This window comes from Pontibacter actiniarum, assembly GCF_003585765.1.
Lineage (GTDB): Bacteria > Bacteroidota > Bacteroidia > Cytophagales > Hymenobacteraceae > Pontibacter > Pontibacter actiniarum.
Genome location: NZ_CP021235.1, coordinates 625019 through 646922 on the forward strand (window position 1 = coordinate 625019; position 21904 = coordinate 646922).

The 21904-nt window shown below is 56.0% G+C and carries 21 protein-coding genes; 12 read left to right on the forward strand and 9 right to left on the reverse strand.

Annotation, left to right across the window (positions count from 1 at the left end; translation table 11 throughout):
• Window positions 1–208: 208 nt before the first annotated feature.
• Both CA264_RS02720 and CA264_RS02725 read right to left on the reverse strand, forming a co-directional pair.
• A complete protein-coding gene (locus CA264_RS02720) occupies window positions 209–1585 on the reverse strand; it encodes an MptA/MptB family glycosyltransferase (protein ID WP_025604364.1) in 1377 nt (458 codons plus the stop codon).
• 17 nt (window positions 1586–1602) lie between these two features.
• Window positions 1603–2295 carry a glycosyltransferase family 2 protein gene (locus CA264_RS02725; protein WP_025604366.1) on the reverse strand — a complete coding sequence of 231 codons (693 nt, stop codon included), beginning with the start codon at window positions 2293–2295 and terminating at the stop codon, window positions 1603–1605.
• 153 nt (window positions 2296–2448) lie between these two features.
• Here CA264_RS02725 and CA264_RS02730 point away from each other — a divergent pair, with 153 nt between their 5' ends.
• Window positions 2449–2937: a peroxiredoxin gene (locus CA264_RS02730; protein ID WP_025604367.1), complete on the forward strand. Its 489-nt coding sequence runs from the start codon at window positions 2449–2451 to the stop codon at window positions 2935–2937.
• Between the two features lie 61 nt (window positions 2938–2998).
• Here CA264_RS02730 and CA264_RS02735 read toward each other — a convergent pair whose 3' ends face one another.
• From CA264_RS02735 to CA264_RS02755, 5 genes are all read right to left on the reverse strand, one after another.
• Window positions 2999–3577, reverse strand: a complete 579-nt coding sequence (locus CA264_RS02735) for a hypothetical protein (protein ID WP_025604369.1) — start codon at window positions 3575–3577, stop codon at window positions 2999–3001.
• A 39-nt stretch (window positions 3578–3616) separates the two neighbouring features.
• Complete coding sequence (locus CA264_RS02740) at window positions 3617–4582, reverse strand: alpha/beta hydrolase family protein (RefSeq protein WP_025604370.1); 966 nt, start codon at window positions 4580–4582, stop codon at window positions 3617–3619.
• Between the two features lie 112 nt (window positions 4583–4694).
• Entirely contained in the window at window positions 4695–4937 is a 243-nt protein-coding gene (locus tag CA264_RS02745; protein ID WP_025604371.1) for a hypothetical protein, read from the reverse strand.
• A gap of 327 nt (window positions 4938–5264) precedes the next feature.
• Complete coding sequence (locus tag CA264_RS02750; RefSeq protein ID WP_025604372.1) at window positions 5265–6650, reverse strand: neutral/alkaline non-lysosomal ceramidase N-terminal domain-containing protein; 1386 nt, start codon at window positions 6648–6650, stop codon at window positions 5265–5267.
• A gap of 83 nt (window positions 6651–6733) precedes the next feature.
• Window positions 6734–8059, reverse strand: a complete 1326-nt coding sequence (locus CA264_RS02755) for a mechanosensitive ion channel family protein (protein ID WP_025604374.1) — start codon at window positions 8057–8059, stop codon at window positions 6734–6736.
• Between the two features lie 410 nt (window positions 8060–8469).
• On the opposite strand from CA264_RS02755, the gene CA264_RS02760 reads away from it, so the two are divergent.
• The gene (locus tag CA264_RS02760; RefSeq protein ID WP_025604376.1) at window positions 8470–10740 is read left to right on the forward strand and encodes a Tex family protein; all 2271 of its coding nucleotides are present in this window, start codon (window positions 8470–8472) and stop codon (window positions 10738–10740) included.
• Window positions 10741–10813: 73 nt separating this feature from the next.
• Here CA264_RS02760 and CA264_RS02765 read toward each other — a convergent pair whose 3' ends face one another.
• The gene (locus CA264_RS02765) at window positions 10814–12160 is read right to left on the reverse strand and encodes a PKD domain-containing protein (protein WP_025604378.1); all 1347 of its coding nucleotides are present in this window, start codon (window positions 12158–12160) and stop codon (window positions 10814–10816) included.
• A gap of 228 nt (window positions 12161–12388) precedes the next feature.
• Between CA264_RS02765 and CA264_RS02770 the strand changes: the two genes are divergently transcribed.
• From CA264_RS02770 to CA264_RS02785, 4 genes are all read left to right on the forward strand, one after another.
• On the forward strand, window positions 12389–13060 hold the full coding sequence (locus CA264_RS02770; protein WP_025604380.1) for a porin family protein: 672 nt from the start codon (window positions 12389–12391) through the stop codon (window positions 13058–13060).
• A 273-nt stretch (window positions 13061–13333) separates the two neighbouring features.
• Window positions 13334–13897 (forward strand): outer membrane protein, encoded by a 564-nt coding sequence (locus CA264_RS02775; protein WP_084196134.1) that lies wholly within the window; start codon window positions 13334–13336, stop codon window positions 13895–13897.
• A gap of 192 nt (window positions 13898–14089) precedes the next feature.
• Window positions 14090–14839: an SRPBCC family protein gene (locus CA264_RS02780; protein WP_025604384.1), complete on the forward strand. Its 750-nt coding sequence runs from the start codon at window positions 14090–14092 to the stop codon at window positions 14837–14839.
• 41 nt (window positions 14840–14880) lie between these two features.
• Entirely contained in the window at window positions 14881–16050 is a 1170-nt protein-coding gene (locus tag CA264_RS02785) for a zinc-dependent alcohol dehydrogenase (RefSeq protein WP_025604386.1), read from the forward strand.
• Window positions 16051–16256: 206 nt separating this feature from the next.
• Here CA264_RS02785 and CA264_RS02790 read toward each other — a convergent pair whose 3' ends face one another.
• The gene (locus CA264_RS02790) at window positions 16257–16697 is read right to left on the reverse strand and encodes a hypothetical protein (protein WP_157593622.1); all 441 of its coding nucleotides are present in this window, start codon (window positions 16695–16697) and stop codon (window positions 16257–16259) included.
• A 257-nt stretch (window positions 16698–16954) separates the two neighbouring features.
• On the opposite strand from CA264_RS02790, the gene CA264_RS02795 reads away from it, so the two are divergent.
• The 6 genes from CA264_RS02795 to CA264_RS02820 all read left to right on the forward strand — a co-directional run bounded on the left by CA264_RS02795 (window position 16955) and on the right by CA264_RS02820 (window position 21841).
• Window positions 16955–17857: a M48 family metalloprotease gene (locus CA264_RS02795; RefSeq protein WP_025604390.1), complete on the forward strand. Its 903-nt coding sequence runs from the start codon at window positions 16955–16957 to the stop codon at window positions 17855–17857.
• Window positions 17858–17943: 86 nt separating this feature from the next.
• Window positions 17944–18660, forward strand: coding sequence for a head GIN domain-containing protein (locus CA264_RS02800; RefSeq protein ID WP_025604392.1), 717 nt, complete (start codon window positions 17944–17946; stop codon window positions 18658–18660).
• 8 nt (window positions 18661–18668) lie between these two features.
• Entirely contained in the window at window positions 18669–19253 is a 585-nt protein-coding gene (locus CA264_RS02805) for a hypothetical protein (RefSeq protein WP_025604393.1), read from the forward strand.
• Window positions 19254–19425: 172 nt separating this feature from the next.
• A complete protein-coding gene (locus CA264_RS02810; RefSeq protein WP_025604395.1) occupies window positions 19426–19635 on the forward strand; it encodes a hypothetical protein in 210 nt (69 codons plus the stop codon).
• A gap of 165 nt (window positions 19636–19800) precedes the next feature.
• The gene (locus CA264_RS02815) at window positions 19801–20712 is read left to right on the forward strand and encodes a M28 family peptidase (protein ID WP_025604396.1); all 912 of its coding nucleotides are present in this window, start codon (window positions 19801–19803) and stop codon (window positions 20710–20712) included.
• Window positions 20713–21067: 355 nt separating this feature from the next.
• A complete protein-coding gene (locus tag CA264_RS02820) occupies window positions 21068–21841 on the forward strand; it encodes a thrombospondin type 3 repeat-containing protein (protein WP_025604397.1) in 774 nt (257 codons plus the stop codon).
• Window positions 21842–21904: the final 63 nt, after the last annotated feature.

Here is a 21904-nt window from a genome sequence, read left to right on the forward strand (position 1 = left end):
GTTAACGTTTCCGAATAGGAGGTGCGCGAGGCGCAGCCAAAGCGACAAGGTCTGTAGCTGGGGCTGGGGCTTAAAAATAGACTTTTGAGGAGGTTAAGGGTTTTATCTCTTTGAAAGAACCTCTTGTACCTACTGTGTCGGACAACACCCCTCTACGTAGCCGTTCGGGAGCTAAGGGAGCGGTTACTATAAATATAGTAATTTTATTTTAGACGGCAGCCTCGTTGAGGTTCGCGTGCCGGCGGCGCTGGCGGTAGAGGTACAGCTCGACCAGCAACCAGAGGAACACAATGAAATACTCCAGTGTGACCAGGGCCAGGTCTTCGCGGTAACTGCTGGTGCGGTAGGCAGCGTAGGTAAGTATGGCGAGCCCAGACCAGGTAACAGCGAAGCGGAAGTGGCTCATCGCAGTCAGGGCAAGCAGGGTAGTCAGGTACCAGGGGTGCACGGTAGTGGCCAGCAGGAGGTAAACAGTTAAAGCTGCCGCCATATAACCGGCCAGGCGGCGGATGGAGCCCAGCCTCTTCACCGTGGCCATCCCCAGGATAGCTGCCAGTGCAACCAATGACAGGGCAGGCCCAAGAAGGGCAATAAGGTTGTAGCCTGCAAACCGGAAGCCCAGCCAGCGCAACAGGTAGTATATGCTGGCGTTAAACTCAAATTTCTGGAAGTACAGGTTTATACTATCGAAGATGTGCAGCAGCACCTGCGGGCTCATGAGCGGGTAAAACTGTAGCACCAGCGTCAGCAAAACGACCAGGCTATACACCGCAAACGGTAGCGGCCCCAACTTGCGCAGCAGAAAAGGCAGAAACATCAGGGGCAACAGCTTGGTGCCTACCGCCAGCCCCAAGGCAACGGCGGAGAGCACTATCCGGTGGTAGTAAAGCTGGTAAAGGGCCAGGAGCAGGAAAAAGATCATCAGGGCCTCAAAGTGCAGGTTGCCTGTCAGCTCCAGGATAACGAGCGGGTTTAAGGCGTAGAGCAGCACATATTTCTCGGGCAGCACCATCTTGCGGAGCATGCGCCGGAGCAGCAGTATACTTCCTGTTTCGGCCAAGAGCAGTACAAGGCGCATCACCACTATGCTACCGAGGGTGCTGGCAGGCGAGAGCTTTACCGCGAGCCAGAACACCGCCTGCGACAACGGCGGGTACACGCTGTAGTAGGCCGGGGAGTTTAGCTGCTGGTACAGCTCGCGGGTTAGCCCCGGCACCTGGGGCGCCTCCGGCGTCAGGAAGTACTGCGGCAGGTGCAGGTAAGGGCTTAGCCCCGCCGCCAGCAGCCTCCCATCCCAGATAAACCGAACGTAGTCGTCAGACAGCGCAGGCACCGAGAAAAGGAAAACCAGCCTGAACAGGATGGCTGCCGCCAAACCGTGCCACAGCTTCAGCCGCTGCTGGCTGACGTACAGGTAGGCGGCAAACACAAAGGCGTACAGCAACACCAGCTGCGTAAAACCGGTGCGCGGCGTGGCATAGGCCAGCACAGCGTACGCCACCGCCGACAGCCCCAGTGCCAGGTAGCTGGTGGCGTGGCTGCTGCTACGAGGAAGCAGCTTGTCGGGGGCTGGCTTGTTCTTCACCGGTTTGTCTTTAGGGCTTACAGGTACTTAAATATAGTCAGGATGATTTTATATCCCGCCATGACAGTGCCTTTTACGGTGCCGGAAACTTTAGATGTACCGATGCGCTTGCGGTAGGTGACCGGCATCTCGGTGTAGCTCACTTTTTTTCGGGCTGCTTTTGCCTGCATCTCTACCGTCCAGCCGTAAGTGCGGTCGCGCATGCCCAGTGCCAGCAGCGTATCCAGCCGGATTGCGCGGAAGGGGCCCAAATCTGTGAAGCGGGCACCGTAGAGTAGCCGCAGGAGGGAGGTGGCCAGCCAGTTGCCGAAGATTTGCTGTGGCAGCATGGCCCCGGCCTCCCGCTGGCCCAGGGCCCGGGAGCCTATCACCATCTCGGCTTCGCCCTGCACCACAGGCTGCACCAGCTGTACCATCTCCTCCGGATAATCTGAATAGTCTCCGTCCAGAAAAACAAGGATGTCCGGGCGGGTAGCGGCAGGCTTGGCGGCGGCGTAGGCAATGCCCTTCAGGCAGGCGTTGCCATAGCCGGGGCGGGGCTCGTGCAATACGGTAGCCCCGGCGGCGGCGGCGGTTTCGGCGGTGCGGTCTGTGGAGTTGTTGTTTACCACGATCACATCAGCGGCAAAGCCGGCGGGGATGTCGTGCAGTACGTGGGCAATGGATTTTTCTTCGTTGTAAGCGGGTATGATAACGTTTATTCTGGTCATAGGAGCAATACGTGCGGCAAAGATGTCTAAAATCCTCAACACAAACCATTAACTGCGGTTTTCTTTGGTGGTTTGCACGGTAAGGCATTAACTTTGCGGGATAACTTATTGCCAAATGGCAGGTTATAAAGTAGATACAAACAACACAACAACATGAAAGAGGAAGCCATAAAGGTTGGTGACAAAGCACCGGATTTTGAGCTGGAGCGCCAGGATGGAGGGTTCTTCCGCCTGTATGAGACGCTGCGGGAGAAGAATGTTGTGCTATATTTCTATCCTAAAGACAGCACGCCCGGGTGTACAAAGCAGGCCTGCGAGTTCCGCGACCAGTATGAAGTGTTCGAGCAGCAGGGCGCGGAGGTTGTAGGTGTCAGCTCCGATAGCGTGGAGTCGCACCAGCGGTTTGAGCAAGTGTACAAACTCCCCTTCACGCTGATTAGCGATAAAGGCGGGAGTATCCGAAAGCTGTTCGGGGTGCCTAAGAAGCTTGGCCTGCTCCCGGGGCGGGTAACCTACATTATTGACCGGGAAGGAATCGTGCGCTATGTGTTTAACTCCATGTCTAAGCCGCTGGAGCACGTAAGCACCGCACTGGAGGTGCTGCGCGAAATCAACAGCGAAGCGCATCATCACAAAGTATAAAGTATAAAAAAGGCTGCCACGTTTTGTTGGCAGCCTTTCTTATTTGACAGACAGGCCAGTGCTAGCGCACCTCGATCAACTCTAGTTTTCGGCCGTTGTTAAACTCCACGTACAGGAAGCCGTCTGACTTGTTAAAGTAGACATTCTTTACATCCGTGTCTTTGGTGCCTTCGCCTTCAAGCACGTACACACCGGTGTATGTCTTGCCGTTCACTTCTTTTTCCTGTGTGGCAGCAGCTGTGTCTATACTCCAGGTGGCCTGTGTGCCAACGCCGATCCGCACAAGCAGTGAGTCTGGTTTTGAGAGTATCAGGGTGCCGAGGTAAGGTTGCCTCTGGTCTGCTGCCTCCCGGGTGTCTTCCATGATGTTGGCTATCTGTGTGTTGAGCTTTTCAATACACTCGTCGCTCACGTTGTAGCCGTCGCCGGGGGTACTCTGAGCATAGATGCCTGTGCGAACGTACCAAACTGTATCGGCGTTTTCGTCTTTGAAAACAGCAGTATCACCGCTAGAGTACACCAGCCACTCGGTGTCGGCTACCGTAGGTTCTGTAATGGTGGCGCTGCCGCAGTCCTCACAGCCCACCAGAAAAGCGGAGGCGAAAAGCAGGGAGAATAGGGATGTAATGGTCGTCTTCATTAGAAGGTTAAAATGTAATAGTGTATACAGGGGCTTTCGCTAATTTTCGCTTGCGCTATTTACCTGACCCCTTTGCGCCTGGAAGGGTTGCATGGTGGCCTCAGCGTTTTTAAACCAACGAACCACCTCCGGAAAGTGGTCGTGCTGCGCGTCAGGGTGTGTCAGAATGTTGATGTGGTCGTAGTCGTGCCGCTGGCCGTTGGCTTTGCTCAGTACTTTAAACTCACTGTGGCTGCTGCCGGTCTCCTGCATCAGTTTCTCCACATCCACGGGGTGGCCCAGCACATCGTCTTTTGCGCCGGTGAGGTAGAGCGTGGGCGGCAGCTGCATGCGCTGAAGGGCGGCGGCATAGTCATACTTGTCGTGCCAGTTGAGCCACCTGCGCTGCACCACCCACTGGTGCGTTTGCCGGTGCGTGTGCTTTGTTTCGCTGTCGGAGCCCATCTTCAACTGCTTGGCGTACAGGGCACCCGTGGCTGCCACGGTGGCTTTGGCAAACCAGTTCCACATCACATCCACCATCAGAAACTTTTTAGGGCTCCAGATACTGATGCGGCGCTTGCTGGCAAAGAAAGCCATTGCCTGCACCTGCACAGGTACGGCGGGGCGGGCCAGGTAGGCCAGCATCAGCACACCGCCCCAGGAGTGGGCTCCCCAGTACTGCGGCACGTCTCCCTTCAGTTCCTGTATCTTGCTGATAAAGGCCGGAAAGTCTTCGGTAAGCGTGTGGTCTAGCCCAAACGCTGATTTGCCCGAAATAGCTGGCCGGCTCTGGCCACGGCCGCGCAGGTCAGCCACAAACACATCATAGCCCTGCTGAGCCAGGTAGGGAGCAAACCCCTTGCCTGACTTAGAGTAGAAAATGTGGCCATTCTCGATAGAGCCATGCACCAGGAACACCGGTGGGCCCTGCTGCTCCCGGCTAAAGCGCCTCAGGTGCAGCGTATCAGTGGCTGTAACAGGTATAAAGATAGACTCTTGTGTAACTTCGGTTTGTTTTGCCATACGGGGGTGGAGTGCCTACAGAAAAAGCAGCGGACGCAAAAAAGCCAGCAACTGCCAAACAAGCTACAATATACTCATTTTTCAGCTGCTGGCTTCTTCCTCAGTCACAGTTTTAGTTCGACTGGCTGCGAACGGGCACAGGCTGCGGCTTCATTTTAGGGCGTAGCAACAGCCAGGCCAGAGCGCCAAGCGTTGTGCCGGAGAAGAAGGTCAACCCGGTGATCAGCCAGCCGTTGAGCCCGCGTAGCTCCGCATCATAGTATATGTAAGTCAATATCAGCCCTAACAGCACCAGGTAAAGCAGGATTACCGTCAGGAAGAGTAAGTTGGTTATATTTATTGTTATCAGTTCCATAAGTCGTTTTATAAGTAGTACACAATTAGAGCCTTACAAGGGGCTCCCTCTTATATTTAACCCTGTTTATGGTGCTAATGTTTGTAACTATAAAAAGAAAGGGATTGGATTATTAGCCTTTAGGCAAGGCGGATATTGTATTCTGTGGAAGAGCAGAGGCAAAAGGAGGAAGGCCCCTGTTGGACAGCTCCTGCTGCCTTAGCCACACAATGGGGCAGCCTCAGGGCAGCAGAGGCGTGTACCGCCAGCTGTAGGCAAGGCCACTGAAGCCACCGATGTGCTGGTAAAGCAGGCTATACTATACCCTGCAACAGGACTCTGAGGAAGCTATCGTTTGTGCTGCTGTAGCTGGCGCAGCATTATTTCGGTGAGGTAACTGCCGCTGTACGGTCCAAAGAAGTTCATGCTCCGCGTTTCGTACTCATCCAGGTTATAGTATTTATCCGGCGTGATATAGCCGATATAGCCGCCGTTAAAGCTGGTAACAACCGCCTGCTGCCCCTGCGCCTGGGCCTGCTGCTCCAACTGCGCGACAAACTCACCGGAGTAGTCGGCGGGGGCGCCGAGCAGCACCACGTTGCCCACCTGCAGGCTGGTGACATAAGCGGGATGCTCACCAAACAGGCCATTGAACAGAAAGGGAGCTAAACGGATGCCTTTGCTGATGCGCCACTGCGGGTCTGGCAGCTCGAGCGGCACGCGTCCGTAGCCCAGGGTGCTGACATACTGTGTCGGCACATGGATGAGCTCCTCGCGCAGCAGCTTCGCCAGTTGGCCGCCCACTTTCTGGGTGCTCTCGTAGGTGTCGCCATCGAGGTACACCGCACTGTGGCTGCCCACGGCACCCGCTGAAAAAGAGGTAAAGCCCACCCGCTCCTCCAGTTCATCCACCAGCACGCCCGGGTAATCCCGGGACAGCTCCGGTGCATCGGAGGGAAGGATGGTGGGGTGCGCCGCGAAAACGGAGAGCACGGCCGTGGTGCCGTCGGGGCGCTCAAACTTCAGGAAGCGCAGCTTTGTATCTCGGCTGCTCAGGCGGTCGTTGTAGAAGGGGTTGTCCTCGTCTTTGAGCAGGCGGTTGCGCACCAGGCTGGCGGCGCTGGTGCTGCCGTAGCCTATTTTGGTGGGCTGCAAGTTTTGGCGGGCCAGCTGTATACTTTGCACAACCTGGGTTGCCAGCTTCTCCACCAGTTCCTCATCATACTTACCCGACATGAATTTTATGCCCAGCTTTTTACCCCAGCCGCCGAAGCTGGTGTGGCTATGGGTGGCGGTCAGGTATACTTGCTCAGGCTGCAGGCCAAGTTTGGGGTACATTTTCTCCAGTTCCTGCAGTACCTCCATCGGCACGATCAGCAGGTCCAGGGCCACATAGTAGGCTTCGGTTTTCCCGTTGCTGAAGGCAAAGGTGCGTGCCCACGTAGAGTCGTGCACCTCTTCGTACTCCATGCCAAGGCGCTTGCCGTAGCCTGCCAGCGGGGTGCCTGTAGGCGGTGTGATATTTACTTTTGCCCACCCCACCTGCACGGTGTCGCCGTGGCTCACAACGGCAGGGCTTTCGCTCAGGTCGTCGATGGTTTCCTCGTAATAGTCCGTTTCCCGGTACGGGGTGCGGTCCAGGGGGCGCACCACGCAGGCGGTGAGCAGCAGTAAGAACAGCACCACCGCGGAGTAGGTGTAGCGGCGTGTGGATTTCTTTGTGTTGACGTTCATGGGGTGTTTAGCTTAAGCAGGGCTGCCGCCTGGCTTGGCTGAGGCTGCTGCAAAGCTAGGGGCATTTCATCAAAAATCCTGCCTTAGTTTTTCATGGCCTCCATAGCGGCGTACAGGCTGTTTTTGTCAGTGCCCGGTTTGCCAAAGAGCTGGCGCACGTCGTCTGCCGCCGGGTACTCAAACACCTCCAGGTCAAAATAGCGCACCGCTGCCAGCAGATGGTCGAAAATGTCGGCCATAATCAGCTCGTACTTCTCCCAGCGCACTTCGTTGGTAAACACGTAAAGCTCAATCGGCATGCCGGTGGTGGTAGGCTCCAGTTGCCGCACCATCATGGTCATGTGCTTGTGCGTGAACTCGTGCTGTTGGATGTAGGCATCAATGTACCTCCTGAAGACGCCGATGTTAGTCAGGCTGCGGCCGTTTATGAGCAGGTGCTTGTCCACGTGCTTTGCCTTGTTGTAGGCGGCTATCTCCTGTTGGCGCTCCTGCAGGTATTCGCTCACCAGCCCTATCTTGCTCAGCCGCTGCACATCCTCCTCCGAAAGGTACTTTATACTTGAGATCTTGATGTGGATGGAGCGCTTGATGCGCCTGCCGCCTGCTGCCTGCATGCCGCGCCAGTTTATAAAGGAGTCGGATATAAGGTAGTAGGTGGGGATGGTGGTGATGGTCATGTCAAAGTTCTGCACCTTCACGGTGGTCAGGTTTATCTCCACAACCGTACCGTCCGCGCCGTACTTTTCCATGGTAATCCAGTCGCCGATGCGCACCATATCGTTGGTGGAAACCTGTATGCTGGCCACAAAGCCAAGTATGGTGTCTTTAAAAACGAGCAGGAGTATGGCAGAGGCCGCACCCATGGCGGTGATAAAGGCCCACACCGACTTGCCCGTTAGCAGCGAGAATATAAGCAGCCCCCCTACAAAGTATAAAAAGATGGTGAGTACCTGCACAAAGCTATCCACGGGCTTGTCCTTAAACAGCGCCGTCGTCTTCATAAAGTCCCGGCAGGTGCGCAGCAGGGCCTGGAGCGTCCAGATCGACAGGAGCACAATGTAGGCGTCTACGAGCGTCCGCAGGGGCTTTATCCACGCCTCGAAATCTGCAAATACAATGGGCAGGGCCTGCACCACAATTACCAGCGGCACCGCCTGGGCGATAAGGCTGAAGACCCTGTTCTGGATCAGGTAATCGTCGAACTGGGTGGAGGTTTTGGCGGCGAAGCGGTGCGCCGTGCCTCTTAAAGCCGTTCGCGTGGCTATTTTGGAAGTATACAGCAGCAGCAGCAGCAGGGCAAGCAACAACAGCATGTTTACATACACGGCCACGTTGAGGGGCATGCCCATGTCCGTCAGGTACGCCGTTGTCCAGTGGCCGATGCGGGAGAAATGGTTTGCAGTTTCCATGGTACAAGGTTAAAGGTTGGCAATGGATTGCCCTGCAAAGGTAGCAAAATTGTAGGGGAGGGGGAGCGCAACTTTCCCTTGTTTACCAGGAAGCAGGTGAGCCGGTGGAGTTTACAGGTGTTCGCGCCGCGGCAGGCCTCCCTTCATGCCGCCAGCGGCAAGGGCAGCATACTGCAAGTGTCGCCTTTCCCGCGTACCTGTACAGCCGTTTGCCGCCTTTTCACCAGATTATGTTTTCAGGTTAAGCAATAAGGCTTAAATTTGACGTTTCTACAGTCCTGAACTAACGTTAAAAACCGGAGCAAAGGCAGTGGTGGCAGGAGGAGCAAGGGAAAAAGCCTTTACATGCTGCATTTACCCTCCCGCCCGTTGCCGCCGCGCAGAACCAGACTATTGTCTTATATCAATATATGGAACCTAATTTAGAACACCTTTTAAAGATAGCCTCCGAGCTGTCCATCACCATTAAGCAGGTAGAGGCCACTGCCCGCCTGCTCGACGAGGGGGCTACCGTGCCGTTTATCTCCCGCTACCGCAAAGAGGCCACCGGCTCGCTGGATGAGGTGCAGATTGCCGGCGTGCGCGACAGGCTGGAGCAGCTGCGCGAGCTGGACAAGCGCCGCGAAAGCATTCTGAAGTCTATCCGCGACCAGGAGAAGCTGACGCCGGAGCTGGAGGCCCAGATCATGGCCGCCGAAACCATGGCCGCGCTGGAGGATATCTACCTGCCGTACAAGCCAAAGCGCCGCACCCGTGCCACTATCGCCCGCGAAAAAGGCCTGGAGCCGTTGGCAGAGCGCCTTTTCCAGCAGGAGAGCTTTGATGTGGAGGCAGAGGCAAGCAACTTTATCTCGGAGGAGAAAGAGGTGAAGGATGTGAACGAGGCCCTTTCCGGCGCCCGCGACATTATGGCCGAGTGGATGAACGAGAATGCCGAGGCACGTGCCGCCATCCGCCAGATCTTCGAGAAACAGGGCGTGTTCAAGAGCCGCGTAATGATGGGCAAGGAAGAGGAAGGCCAGAAGTTCAAAGACTATTTCGAGTGGGAGGAGCCGATTGAGAAAGCGCCTTCGCACCGCATCCTGGCCATGCGCCGCGGCGAAACGGAAATGGTGCTGATGCTGACGGCGCAGCCCGACGAAGAAGCCGCGCTGGCGAAGCTGGAGGATATGTTTGTCCAGGGCAGCAATGCTGCCTCAGAGCAAGTACGCCTGGCTGCCAGAGACTGCTACAAGCGCCTGCTAAAACTGAGCATGGAGACCGAGGTTCGCCTGAGCTCCAAGAAGCGTGCGGATGAAGAAGCCATCCGTGTTTTTGCCGATAACCTGCGCCAGCTGCTGCTATCTTCCCCGCTAGGCCAGAAAACAGTGCTGGCCCTGGACCCCGGGTTCAGAACGGGCTGTAAGCTGGTGGTGCTGGACAAGCAGGGCAAGCTGCTGCACAACGAAACGATTTACCCGCACACGGGCCAGGGCAAAGCCATGGAGGCCGCCCAGAACGTGAAATACCTGGTGGACCGCTTTGAGGTGGAGGCCCTCGCCATTGGCAACGGCACCGCCAGCCGCGAAACAGAGGCTTTTGTAAAAGGCCTGAACCTGCCTAAAACGGTGCAGGTAGTGATGGTGAACGAGAGCGGTGCCTCTATCTACTCTGCCTCTGAGGTAGCCCGCGAGGAGTTCCCGGACCAGGACGTAACCGTGCGCGGGGCAGTTTCGATTGGTCGCCGCCTGATGGACCCGCTGGCTGAACTGGTGAAGATCGACCCAAAAAGCATCGGCGTGGGCCAGTATCAGCACGATGTGGACCAGTCGGCGCTGAAGCACTCTCTGGATGACGTGGTGATGAGCTGCGTGAACGCAGTAGGTGTGGAGGTAAACACAGCCAGCAAGCAACTGCTGACCTATGTATCTGGTCTTGGCCCTGCCCTGGCACAGAACATTGTGGAGTACCGCAACCAGAACGGGCCGTTCAAAACACGTACAGAGCTGAAAAAAGTGGCCCGCCTGGGTGATAAAGCCTTTGAGCAGGCCGCTGGCTTCCTCCGCATCCGCGATGCGAAGAACCCACTCGATGCCTCTGCCGTGCACCCGGAAAGTTACCCGATCGTGGAGCAGATGGCCAAAGACCTGGGCGTAACGGTGCAGGACCTGATCAAGAGCGACGAGCTGCGCAAAAAGATCAACCTTAAAAACTATGTAACCGATACCGTTGGTCTGCCGACGTTGCAGGACATCATCAGCGAACTAGCAAAGCCGGGCCGTGACCCGCGCGAAACGTTTGAGGCGTTCAGCTTTACAGAGGGCGTAAATGAGATCAAGGACCTGCGTGCGGGCATGAAGCTGCCGGGCATCGTAACCAACATCACCGCCTTTGGCGCCTTCGTGGATATCGGCGTGCACCAGGATGGCCTGGTACACGTGAGCCACCTGTCGGACCGTTTTGTGAGCAACCCGCACGAAGTGGTGAAGGTAGGGCAGAAGGTAGAGGTAACAGTGCTGGAGGTGGATGAGGCACGTAAGCGCATTTCCCTAAGTATGAAAGGTGACCCTGCCGCGGCCAAGCCAGCCGGAGGTGGCAGCCGGGGCAATAACAGCAACAAGGGCGGCCGCAAGGAGCGCGAAGAAGAACCGATGGATGATTTCCAGGCGAAACTTGCCAAATTAAAAGGCATGTTTAAATAACCTGTCTGATACTCTTAAAAGCAGAAGGCCCGGCTATACTTTAGCCGGGCCTTCTGCTTTTAAGAGCTTGGCCTTACAGCCGTACCAGCCGTAGCACGTAGCTTTTATCCTGAAGCGCCAGCCGAACGAAGTAGGTGCCCTGGCCATACTTGCGCAGGTCTAGCTGCGTGTCCTGCTGGAGCGCCTGTATGGTGGTGCTGAACACCGTTGCTCCCAGCACATTGCTGACGGTCAGCGTCACGTTTACCGGCTGCGGCGGCAGGTGTAGCTGGTACAGGCCGGTCTGGCTCGGGTTAGGGTAAGCCCTAATGCTGCCCGGCGCCAGTTCATCGCCGGCTGCAAGCGGCTCAGCCAGCTGCACTTCCAGTGTTTGCCTCGTAATCACGGCGCTGTCGCTGCTGGCGTAGAGGGTAACCGTGTAGCTTCCCCCGCGCTGATAGGTGTGGCTCGGAGACTGCTCGTTACTGGTGCTGCCGTCGCCAAAGGTCCAGTAAAAGAGAGTGGCGTCCGGTGTGCTGTTGGTGAATACCACAGTGAGGCTATCGGTTTCTACATCAAGTACGATGTCCGGGGCGGCGTCAGTGGCCGGTAGGTTCACCAGGTTGGGCTCATAGAGAGGCGGGGTAGGCACGCCCTGCTGAAAGAAGATGCTTTCCTGGAGATGGTTTCGTTCTGTTGTGAGCAGGCCCCAGGGCTGCTGGCCTTCCACGGCGGTACCGGGGTAGTTCCAGTAGGTTTGCATCAGGCTCAGGCCTGCCACATCTTTGGTTTCCTCCACATTGTACGGGTGTACCAGGCCGAAGGCGTGGCCCAGGCTGTGGCCCATTACACCGTGGGGCACGCAGGGGTAGGCGCCCTCGCCAGTGCCACCGGGGCAGTTGGCGTTGAAGGCCGGTATGTTTTCAATCGCGGCCATGGCCACGCCACAGGCCCCACCGCAGCCAGGGGCCCCCAGCATCAGCCCGTCCTGCTCCTGGCTTTTTACCCACACGCTGGCCACGGTGCCGTTTTCAAAAACGGGCTCACCCTGCTCCTGCATCTCCGTTAGTAGCAGGTTCCACCAGTCTGCGGCATAGTAGTCTGTCTGGTGCCTGCTGTTGTAAACGATCACTGTGTCGGGGCTGGCAAAGGTGTAGGTAACGCCGCCGGTGTTGGCCCGGAACCAGGCCTGCAGCTCACGGCTGATTTTCTTTACCGCCTCATACTCCTCCTGACTGTAGGTGGCGTCTTTCGGAACCACGTAGTAAACGGCCACCTTGCCGGCGTCAGCAGCCTCCCTGGTTCGAATTGTACTGTATTGCTGCAGTTTGGTAGCGGGATAGATGGCCTGCCTTGTGCACGCCGCCTGTGCGTATGCTGCCTGGGCAAAGGCTGTTCCGGAGATTAGAAATAGGATAAAACGATAGAAAAGGCCTTTCATGAAGGGATACTGTGTGATTGTACGTTGTTTTGTTTTCTGTTGGTGTTGTAACGGTAACTAGCCGTAAGTTAGCACATTACGGAGCATGTTTGCCACTGGTGTACGATAAACTTAGTGAAGGGGCTTGAAAAAGAATCAGACAGCATTTCCTTTTATAAATATACAGGTTCTGCTATAGGTGCAATGTTGTTTATATATAGTAGCTTTGCTATAAATTAAACTTAACCTATGAAAAGCAAATTTTTACTGACTGTTGCGGCAGCCTTGGGGCTGACTTTTGCGGCCGAGGCACAAACTGTGACTATTGGTCCGCGTGTGGGTGTTAACATAGCCACACAGCGCCTGGGGGGCGATGCAAGTGATGATGACAAGGAGGCGGTGAGCGAACTACTGAAGTACAACACCGGTGCTCAGTTTGGCGCGGTTGTCAACGTTGGTATCGACGACATGTTCTCGCTGCAGCCCGAGCTACTCTATGTGCAAAAAGGCTATAAGGTGAATGCCTTTGACTTTGAAGATGACTTCTTCTCTGAAGAGTCGGCTCCGGACGTAAAGGTGAAGTACAGCTATCTGGAGGTTCCGATCCTGGCGAAAGTAACGGTGGGTGAAGGCCCGCTGAAAGGCTTTGCGACAGCTGGCCCAACACTGGGGTATCTGATGAGCGGGAAAGTGAAAGCAGATGAAGAAACGGAGGATTTAGAGGTAGGAGAAGGCTTCAATCGCTTTGAACTGGGTGCAAGCGTTGGCGTTGGCCTGAGCTACAATGTAGGTCCGGGCGCTCTAAACTTGGACGTGCGCTATGGGCATGGGTTCAGCGGTATTATTGAGGATGATACTGACGGGAACCTGAAAAACAGAGGCTTTGGCATTTCTTTAGCATACCTGTTTGGCGTAAAATAACCTTTTCTTTTACCTGTACTCAAGGCGGCTCCTGCATCAGCGGGAGCCGCCTTTGCTTTTGCACTGAAACAGAGCTGCCTTTCACTCCCGCGGGAGCTACTCCTTACCATAGGGCACTGTGTGAAGTTTGGTGATGGTGCGTTAAGTTGTTTGTATATAGATAATTGAGGGGCTTCTCGTGCTGTAAATTATAGCCGATGTAATATATTTTGCTTTTTATATATAAGTTATATATTTGCACTGTAATCTTTAACGAATTTAAAATTATAGTCTATGAAAACATTCTTACTCTCTTTAGCTTTCGCAACAATGGTTGCAGGTGCGGCTGTGGCTCAAAATCAAGCTGTGGCGTCGCAAGGCCCGGGAAAATTGAAATTGGGCGCCGGTTTGGTGTATGGCTCTAAGTCGGGCATGGACGACGATGGCTCTGAAAAGGGCGGCGTTGGCATTAACGTAGGCGGTGAGTACTTCTTTACAGAGCAGATCAGCGCAGCACCGAGCTTTACCTACTTCTTTAAGTCTGAGGCAGAAGCTTATGGCACCACGGCAAGCGTACGCGCAAGCTCTCTTAACCTGGATGGCCGTTATTACTTTGCTAACAACAACGGCTTGGCATTCTACGGCTTAGCTGGTATTGCTGTGGGCTTTGCCAAGGTGGAGATGGATGTAGAGGGATATGGGGCTATTTCTGAGTCCGACAACAAAGTGGGCGTTAACGTTGGAGCCGGCCTTATTTACCCGCTGCAAGACAACCTGGACCTTGTGGCCCAGATCAAGTACAACACACCGCTTGAGCAGCTTGCCGTACAGGTGGGCATTGCTTTCCCGATCAACTAACACCGCTAAGACGAAGACGCCCCCAGGCCCTGTGAGGCCGGGGCATCTTTCAGGCTCAATATTTCAGAGGCGGCTCCTGCACTAGCGGGAGCCGCCTTTTTGCGTTATAATTCAGTAGGCTTGCCACTTTATTTAGTTGTGCACACAACGGCCTGTGTAAATCGCCACGTATCCATGAAGAAACTTTAGCTTATGGATACATACAACCAAAACATGTCGGAAACGCTGCACACGGAGCACATTGCACCGCCTGCCAGTGGCTCCAGCCATATAAACGTGGGGAGAAACGAACGTATTGCCTCCTTGGTCGGCGGTGCGTTACTCACTTTTTACGGAATGCGGAAGCCCGGTGCGGCAGGCCTGGCCATGGCCGCAGCGGGGGGGGCATTACTTTACAGGGGCGCCACCGGCTACTGCCCCGTTAACAGTGCCGCCGGCCGCGACACCGCAGGCAGCAAAGACATCTCGATAGAGATCACCCGCAGCCTCACCATCCGGAGGCCGCGCCAGGAGGTGTACCAGTTCTGGCGCCAGCTGGAGAACCTGCCGCAGTTTATGAACCACCTGAAGGAGGTGCGGCAGCTCGGCCCCAAACGCTCCCACTGGGTCGCTAAAATCCCTAAAGGCATCGGCACCGTGGCCTGGGACGCAGACATTGTGCAGGAAGAGGAGAATAACCTGCTGGCCTGGCGCTCGCTGCCCGGCTCCAGTGTGGACAACGCAGGGGAAGTACGGTTTATGGATGCTCCCGCCGACAGAGGCACCGTGATACAGGCCACCATCTCTTACCGCCCGCCCGCCGGAGATGTGGGAGGCGGAATCGCCAAGCTGCTCAACCCGGTCTTTAAGCAGATGGTGCTCAACGACCTGCACCGGTTTAAGCAGCTGATGGAGGCAGGGGAGGTTGCCACCGTTGAGGGGCAGCCGTCAGGCCGAAGCTGAAGGCACTCAAAATCTTTTATCGGACTTAAAGAAAACAAACTATGAAAGCACTTTGCTGGAACGGCGTGAACGACCTGCGCGTGGAGCGGGTACCGGACCCATCTATACTTAACCCGCAGGATGCCATTGTGCGGGTGATCATGTCGTCGGTGTGCGGCTCTGACCTGCACCTGCTCGACGGGTACGTCCCGTCTATGAAGGCCGGGGACATAATCGGGCATGAGTTTATCGGGGAAGTGGTAGAGGTTGGAGCAGGCGTGAAGAAGCTGAAAAAAGGCGACCGTGTGGTGGTAGGCTCCATTATTGGCTGTGGCGGCTGTGAGTTCTGCCAGACAGACCAGTGGTCCTTGTGCGATAACTCCAACCCCAACCCGGAGATAACAGAGAAAGCCTACGGTTACCCCACAGCCGGGATCTTTGGCTACTCCCACGCATTCGGAGGCTACGCCGGTAGCCACGCGGAACTGGTGCGGGTACCGTTCGCCGAGACAGGCTCCTTCAAGCTGCCGGAGGGGCTGCCGGATGAGTCGCTGGTTTTTGTGAGTGATGCCTTTCCGACGGGGTTTATGGCTGCCGACATGTGCGGCATTGCACCCGGTGACACCGTGGCCGTATGGGGCGCAGGCGGTGTGGGCCAGATGGCCATACAGAGCGCCTACCTCCTGGGCGCAGGGCGCGTTATTGCCATCGACCGGTTTAAAGACCGCTTGGAAAAGGCAAAGACGCACGGAAAGGCCGAAGTGCTGAATTACGAGGAAGTGGATGTGCTGGAGGCGCTGAAGGAGATGACAGGAGGCCGTGGGCCGGACCGCTGCATTGATGCCGTTGGGATGGAGGCGCACACAACAGGTATAGAGCAGTACTACGACAAAGCCAAGCAGACGCTGCGTATGCAAACCGGGCGGCCGGCTGTGCTGCGCCAGGCGATAATGGCGTGCCGCAAAGGAGGCACGGTTTCCATTGTGGGGGTGTACGGGGGGCTGCTGGATAAATTCCCGATGGGGGCGGCCATGAACAAGGCGCTCACCTTCAGGATGGGCCAGATGTTTGCGCAAAAGTACATCCCGCAGCTACTGGAGGTAGTGGCGGAGGGCCGGGTAGACCCTAGCTACCTGCTTACCCACAAATGGACGCTGGACCAGGGGCCCGAGGGCTACAAAATGTTTAAGGAGAAGACCGACAACTGTATGCGGGTTGTGTTCACCCCGTGATAGCGGTGCCGGTACTGATACGGGAGCCGCAGCCAAGCCTTTGGTTGCGGCTTTTGCTTTATTGCCGTACAGCCCCTGTGCCAGCAGGGGAGTGTCAGGGAGTGGAAATAGCGTGTGCTGGTAATTATAAGCCTATGCAGGGCAAGTGCCGGAGCGATGCAGCTGCTGCCCAGCAGGGGGGAAGCCCGGTGGGCGCAGCGCAGTTGCTAAAAGCAGGTATCTGTTTCTGTGTCGGTAAACCAAACAAGGGCATCCTGTGCATGAGCGAAAAACTGCATCTCGAAGGAAAACAGGTCGCTGGCCTTGTTCATCATGTCCTCCAGGATCAGCTTGGTGTGCAGGTCGTCCGGCTCAACAAAGGCCATTTTCCTGACGCAGGACGCGGCAGCCAGGCGCGGGGCAATCACATCACTTGTCCAGATTTGATCAGCGGGTGTGACAATGCCGCCTGCCTTGGCATTAACGAGCCAGTGCAGCAGCTTTGAGTTGATGGCTGTCTCAGCGGCCGCAGTCATCCCCGCACGGTAAATAGCAGAGGGTACGTTGCCCTTTGGCTGGATCGTAAGCACCCGAAGCGCAGGAGTTACATAGACGTTCAGCTTGGGCGCACGGTAGATGGCCTGCTGCGTTTGTTCTATTGCGTTCATATCCAGGTTCTTTAACTGAATGTAAAGTACAAAGTTTAGCGTACAGAAGCAAAGGGGCAGCCAACTGCCTGCCTTTAGGCGCGGCCCCTCCATCGGTAAAACAGTATGGAGCGGCAGCAACAGCTTGCCCAGGCTTCCCGGCGGGCGGTTCTTAAATTCTGATCGGCCTATATTTTGGCAAAGTACTTGCTTTGATACTAGCCGCTGCGGCTCCTGCGTTTAAATGGTGTAGCTGCATCATTATCAATATATTATATATGCCATATTACAAGAAACTTACTTTTGCGCTGGGGGTAGCGCTGGCTCCTTTGTTTGGGCAAGTGGCTGTAGCTGCCACCACGGCTGTGCCAGCTGCCACCAGAGCCACTACCGCCGGGGCCCGCGATATCGTGCAGGAAATCATTCAGGTAGTGGGGCTGAAGCCTCGTTTTGAGTTGCGTGCCGCCGAAATTGACAACGCTGCTGCCGTGGTCTATAACGGCAAGCGCTATATTCTCTACAATGAGCGCTTCCTTGCTTCTATCAACAATGCCGTGCACACCGACTGGGCCGGCGTAAGTATACTTGCCCACGAAATCGGCCATCACCTGAACGGGCATACCCTGAGCAGAAGCGGCAGCAACCCTGCCGACGAACTGGAGGCCGACGAGTTCTCCGGGTTTGTGCTACGTAAGATGGGGGCAAGCCTGGCTGAGGCGCAAGCCGCCATTAACCTGCTCTCCGAAGACGAGACCTCATCCACGCATCCGGGCAGAAACTATCGCCTGGCCTCTGTCAGCAAAGGCTGGCGCAGCGCCAATGAGCAGTTGCTGGCAAGTGCGCAGGGGCCGCAGCCGGACCAGCGCGCCATTGCCTCCCGCCCGGCACAGCAGCCGCAGCGCTCGGCCACAGTATCGCGCAGCAGCAGTAGCCTGGGTAGCCGCGCCGTGCTTTCGCGGGTGGTGTTCAGCAAGGCGCCGCAGGAGCAGTTTTACCTGACCCCCCGCCTGAACCTGGTGCACCTGACGGAGGATGGGCCGAAAGTAATCGGGAGGCTGGCCAAAACCGGCAACCCGGACTACCCTTACTATTTCGAGAGCGAGTACCTGAAAACGGTGTTTGTCAACAGCAAGGGCATTCTGGTCAACAGGCAGGGCCAGCGGGTAGGGCACCTCTCCTAGGGCAGGCAAAGGCCACACTAATTAACAGTGTGGCCTTTGCTTATATTTGATATCTTGCAGTCTGTAGCCACTAAACCTGTAAAGCCATGAAAATCTCTACACTGCCCGCGTTGCTGCTGGCAACGGCGGCCCTGCTCATGTCCTCCTGCGACGACGAAGGTTACTGCCTTTCAGGAGAGGGCGACGTGGAGTCGCGTACGCTGGCGCTGCCCGCCTTAAGCGGGGTGGCAGTAAGCGGCGATACGAAAGTCTACGTTAGCCGGGGCAATGAGCAGCGTGTGGAGGTGCGCGGGCAGGCCAATGTTCTGGATGAGTTGGAAACCGATGTGGACAACGGTGTGTGGGACATTGAGTTTGAGCGTTGCCTGCGAAAGCATGAGGCCGTGGAGGTGTACCTTACCGTACCTTCCCTAAACAAGGCCAGCGTAGGGGGCTCCGGCACGCTGGAGCTGGAGGATGTGTTTGAGAGCCGCGAGTTCGATGCGAGCGTTTCCGGCTCGGGAAATGTACTGCTGCGGCTGGCAGCCGAGACCCTGACGGCACATATCAGCGGCTCTGGCACAATTCGTGCAGCAGGCGTGGCAGAGCGGCAGGATATAAACATCTCTGGCTCGGGCAACTACAAAGGGTTTGACCTGGGTTCCCGTGTGGCAGAGGTAGGCATATCCGGCTCAGGGGAGACAGAGGTAAAGGTAGAGGAGCGCCTGGATGTGGAGATCAGCGGGAGCGGCCGCGTATACTATGTGGGCGACCCTCACGTTAGCTCAAGCATCTCCGGCTCCGGAAAAGTGATTAGGAAGTAACCATAAGTATGAGAAATAAGATTGGAAAGTACGCCTTACTGCTGGCACTGCTTGTGTTCAGCTTTGCGTGTAGCACAAAGAATGATTTAGAGGCTTTTAAGGAAGCGGAGTATAGCCTGAAGAGCATAGACCAGGTAGAGCTCAACGGGGTAGACCTGCTCAAGAAGAAAGGGCCACAGGACTTTTCGTTCAATGATGCGGCCGTGCTGTATACAGCCTTCTCGGAGAACAAGCTCAACGCCGTGTCTACTATCGGCCTGGATGTGGTGCTGCCGGAAGGAAGCCAGGAGCGCACCATGACGGTAACGCAGCTGAAGTGGCAACTGCTTGTGGGCGACCAGCATACCCTGAGTGGGGTGGTGAGCGAGCCGGTGGAGCTGAAGAACGGCTACAACAGCATTACCGTTAGTTCGCCGCTTGCCTTTGCGGATGACGGCAATGGCCGCCCGGACCTGAACAAGCTGCTGCGGCTGGCCACGCTGCTTCACCAGGGCGAAGCGAACCGGCCCAAGGTAACGCTCCAGATCAAGCCCACCATTGCTACCTCCGTGGGGCCGTTTGAGCTACCGACCTACATCAAGATAAAAGAATAGCATTTAGCATAAAAAGAAAGCCAGGCACACTGCCTGGCTTTCTTTTTATGGAACCAATTGCCCTCTGGGATGCTTTTAGCATAGTAAATCTTACAGGCCGTGCCCGACGTGGCACGCTCCTTGCAAGTTTTCTTTTATCATTGATGTATCATTTTTAGAGGTGTTTTTAACGATGAACTTGGAGCAAGAAGTTTTGAAAGACAAAAACCTGATGGAGCTGACCGCAACAGTAAAAGCGCACATGCAACTTGGCTGGAAACCAAAAGGGAAAATCATGGAGCATAAAGGCGGCTTTGCGCTGGAGATGGAGCGGCCGCTGGAGGTGCGCTGGCTGCGCCCTATCGGGCTTCGCAGCTGGGTGGCATGGCCAAAGTATAAATAAGAAGCAAAGGTATTCCTGATACAGTGAGAAGAGCTGCAGGGCAAGCCGCGGGAGACCGGGCTTTGCCCTGCAGCTCTTTCCGTTTTGCTGCTTTTCCCGGTGCGTGTTTCGAAGGCATTTGGCGGCTACGGCCATCTGTGCTATCTTACAGTATAATTCCTGACGATGAAGAAAACGCCCTTGTTCGCTATCCTGCTGGCCGCCCCGCTTCTGGGCATGGCCCAACGTACCCCTTTAGATGCCGCCAGCCTGCTGCAGGACGTACAGGTGCTCTCCGCCGACTCCATGCAAGGGCGCTTAAGCGGCTCAGAGGGCAGTGCCATGGCGCAGGCGTATCTGCTGCAGCGTTTTCAGCAGGTTGGCCTGCTGCCGTTTAACGGAGACTACAAACAGCTTTTCGAGATTGACACGCAGCGGGCGCAGGTGCCGCAGGCCGTGAACCTGATCGGCTACATCCCGGGCAAGTTAGATAAAGCCATTGTGGTGACAGCCCATTACGACCATGTGGGCCAGCGCGGCGGCGAGATCTATAACGGCGCCGACGATAACGCTTCCGGTGTGGGGGCCTTGCTGGCCGCCGCCGCTTACTTTAAAGAACACCCGCCCAGGCACACACTGATCTTTGCGGCACTCGACGGGGAGGAGCTGGGGCTGCAGGGGGCCAGGGCTTTTCTTGACAACCCGCCGGTGCCGCTGCAGAACATACTGCTCAACGTGAACATGGATATGCTCAGCATCAACGGCAAGGGAGAGCTCTATGCCAGCGGTGCGTACCATTATCCCCAGCTCAGGCCGTTGCTTGAGAAGGTGAAACCACGCAGGCAGGCCAGGCTGGTGCTGGGCCACGACCGCCCCGAGCAAGGCCACGACGACTGGACCGGCCAGTCAGACCACTTCATGTTTCACAAAAAGGGCATCCCCTACGTGTACTTTGGGGTAGAGGACCATCCGCATTACCATCAGCCCACCGACGAGTTCGAACATGTGAACACTGCCTTCTACCCGGATGCGGCCGCCCTCGTGTTGGACTTCCTGAAGGTGATGGATACCAAGCTGGCGAAGATATCGTTGCAGTAGTATGGCCCTGCGCCTCTAAGCCCGCTGTGTAAGCCGCCCTTTTCCCGGCCTGCAGGCAGCGGGAGAGGCGCTGCCAGAGCCGGGTTGATTGTACCAGCTGCAGCAGCGGATCAGGTTTAAATATGGGATAATTTTACTATTCTAATATTCTGATGCAATTATTGTCTAAGCACCATCTTTATCCCCGGTAAACCGTAAAGAGGGGTGGGCCGGAAGCCTCTCCCGCTGTGCGTACAGCCGGATGCCTGGCACACTGTGTTATACTGCTACCTACTTGCAGGCGGATCTTATCATTTGTAAAGTACCATAACACCTTGGATCAACTAAACCATCATTTTTTAAACCTGTCTTGGCTATGAACAGGAACCTGTGCTGCTTAACGCTTCTGCTTTCTATACTTATGCTGTTCCCGCTGGACACACAGGCGCAGTACAACTACAGAAGCAGAAGGAACAACACCAGCGAGCGCGAAACAGGCAGCATCGTGGTGCTGCTGGGTGCCGGTATAGCGGCTGTTAAGAGCGATATCTGCGGCAGTTGGGGCTGTAATGAGTTCGGACCTGCCGTAAGTGTGGGGGCGCTGTACAAGCTCACCACCAACCTGGGTATAAGCGGCACCGTGGACTATGTGAAGTTAGGTGCCACCGAGAAAGACCCGCGCCGCCCGCGCAACGTTTCCTTTGAGTCTGAAGTGATTGAGGTGAGCGGCACGGTTGTGCTGAACCTGCTGGACAGCTACGCCGGCTCCGGGAACTACCGCTCCAGCCGCAAGCGCTTTGTCGTGCCCTACGTTCGGGCGGGGGTTGGGGCCGTGTACTACACACCGACTTCTTTTCCGGGCCAGAGCAGCCTTGATGACTCCCAGACAACCTACGACCCCGAACGTAAGTATCCCGCCGTTGCGGCTGTTATTCCGTTTGGCGGCGGCCTCCGCTTCCGCATCAACAATGAGTTTAGCATTGCCCCGGAGCTGATCTACCACATCACCACCACCGATTACCTCGACAACATTGGCCCGCGTATCGGTAACCCCGGAAACAAGGATCACTACGGAGTGGCCATCGTGAAGCTGCAGTACACGCCGGTGCTCAAAAACAAAATATTCTCTAAAAAGCCACAGGGGCGGTAAGTATACTTAACCCCGCTTTTTCTGCTGCCGTACAGGTAAGGGCAGGCGCTTTTACAGTGCCTG

Bases quoted from the DNA above. Each gene is read 5' to 3' on its own strand.
- CA264_RS02760 (WP_025604376.1), top strand. From the start codon at position 8,470: ATGGAACCTAATTTAGAACACCTTTTAAAGATAGCCTCCGAGCTGTCC.
- CA264_RS02800 (WP_025604392.1), top strand. From the start codon at position 17,944: ATGAAAATCTCTACACTGCCCGCGTTGCTGCTGGCAACGGCGGCCCTG.
- CA264_RS02730 (WP_025604367.1), top strand. From the start codon at position 2,449: ATGAAAGAGGAAGCCATAAAGGTTGGTGACAAAGCACCGGATTTTGAG.
- CA264_RS02755 (WP_025604374.1), bottom strand. From the start codon at position 8,059: ATGGAAACTGCAAACCATTTCTCCCGCATCGGCCACTGGACAACGGCG.
- CA264_RS02785 (WP_025604386.1), top strand. From the start codon at position 14,881: ATGAAAGCACTTTGCTGGAACGGCGTGAACGACCTGCGCGTGGAGCGG.
- CA264_RS02810 (WP_025604395.1), top strand. From the start codon at position 19,426: ATGAACTTGGAGCAAGAAGTTTTGAAAGACAAAAACCTGATGGAGCTG.
- CA264_RS02775 (WP_084196134.1), top strand. From the start codon at position 13,334: ATGAAAACATTCTTACTCTCTTTAGCTTTCGCAACAATGGTTGCAGGT.
- CA264_RS02725 (WP_025604366.1), bottom strand. From the start codon at position 2,295: ATGACCAGAATAAACGTTATCATACCCGCTTACAACGAAGAAAAATCC.
- CA264_RS02780 (WP_025604384.1), top strand. From the start codon at position 14,090: ATGGATACATACAACCAAAACATGTCGGAAACGCTGCACACGGAGCAC.
- CA264_RS02740 (WP_025604370.1), bottom strand. From the start codon at position 4,582: ATGGCAAAACAAACCGAAGTTACACAAGAGTCTATCTTTATACCTGTT.
- CA264_RS02815 (WP_025604396.1), top strand. From the start codon at position 19,801: ATGAAGAAAACGCCCTTGTTCGCTATCCTGCTGGCCGCCCCGCTTCTG.
- CA264_RS02735 (WP_025604369.1), bottom strand. From the start codon at position 3,577: ATGAAGACGACCATTACATCCCTATTCTCCCTGCTTTTCGCCTCCGCT.
- CA264_RS02750 (WP_025604372.1), bottom strand. From the start codon at position 6,650: ATGAACGTCAACACAAAGAAATCCACACGCCGCTACACCTACTCCGCG.
- CA264_RS02795 (WP_025604390.1), top strand. From the start codon at position 16,955: ATGCCATATTACAAGAAACTTACTTTTGCGCTGGGGGTAGCGCTGGCT.
- CA264_RS02765 (WP_025604378.1), bottom strand. From the start codon at position 12,160: ATGAAAGGCCTTTTCTATCGTTTTATCCTATTTCTAATCTCCGGAACA.
- CA264_RS02805 (WP_025604393.1), top strand. From the start codon at position 18,669: ATGAGAAATAAGATTGGAAAGTACGCCTTACTGCTGGCACTGCTTGTG.
- CA264_RS02770 (WP_025604380.1), top strand. From the start codon at position 12,389: ATGAAAAGCAAATTTTTACTGACTGTTGCGGCAGCCTTGGGGCTGACT.
- CA264_RS02745 (WP_025604371.1), bottom strand. From the start codon at position 4,937: ATGGAACTGATAACAATAAATATAACCAACTTACTCTTCCTGACGGTA.
- CA264_RS02820 (WP_025604397.1), top strand. From the start codon at position 21,068: ATGAACAGGAACCTGTGCTGCTTAACGCTTCTGCTTTCTATACTTATG.
- CA264_RS02790 (WP_157593622.1), bottom strand. From the start codon at position 16,697: ATGAACGCAATAGAACAAACGCAGCAGGCCATCTACCGTGCGCCCAAG.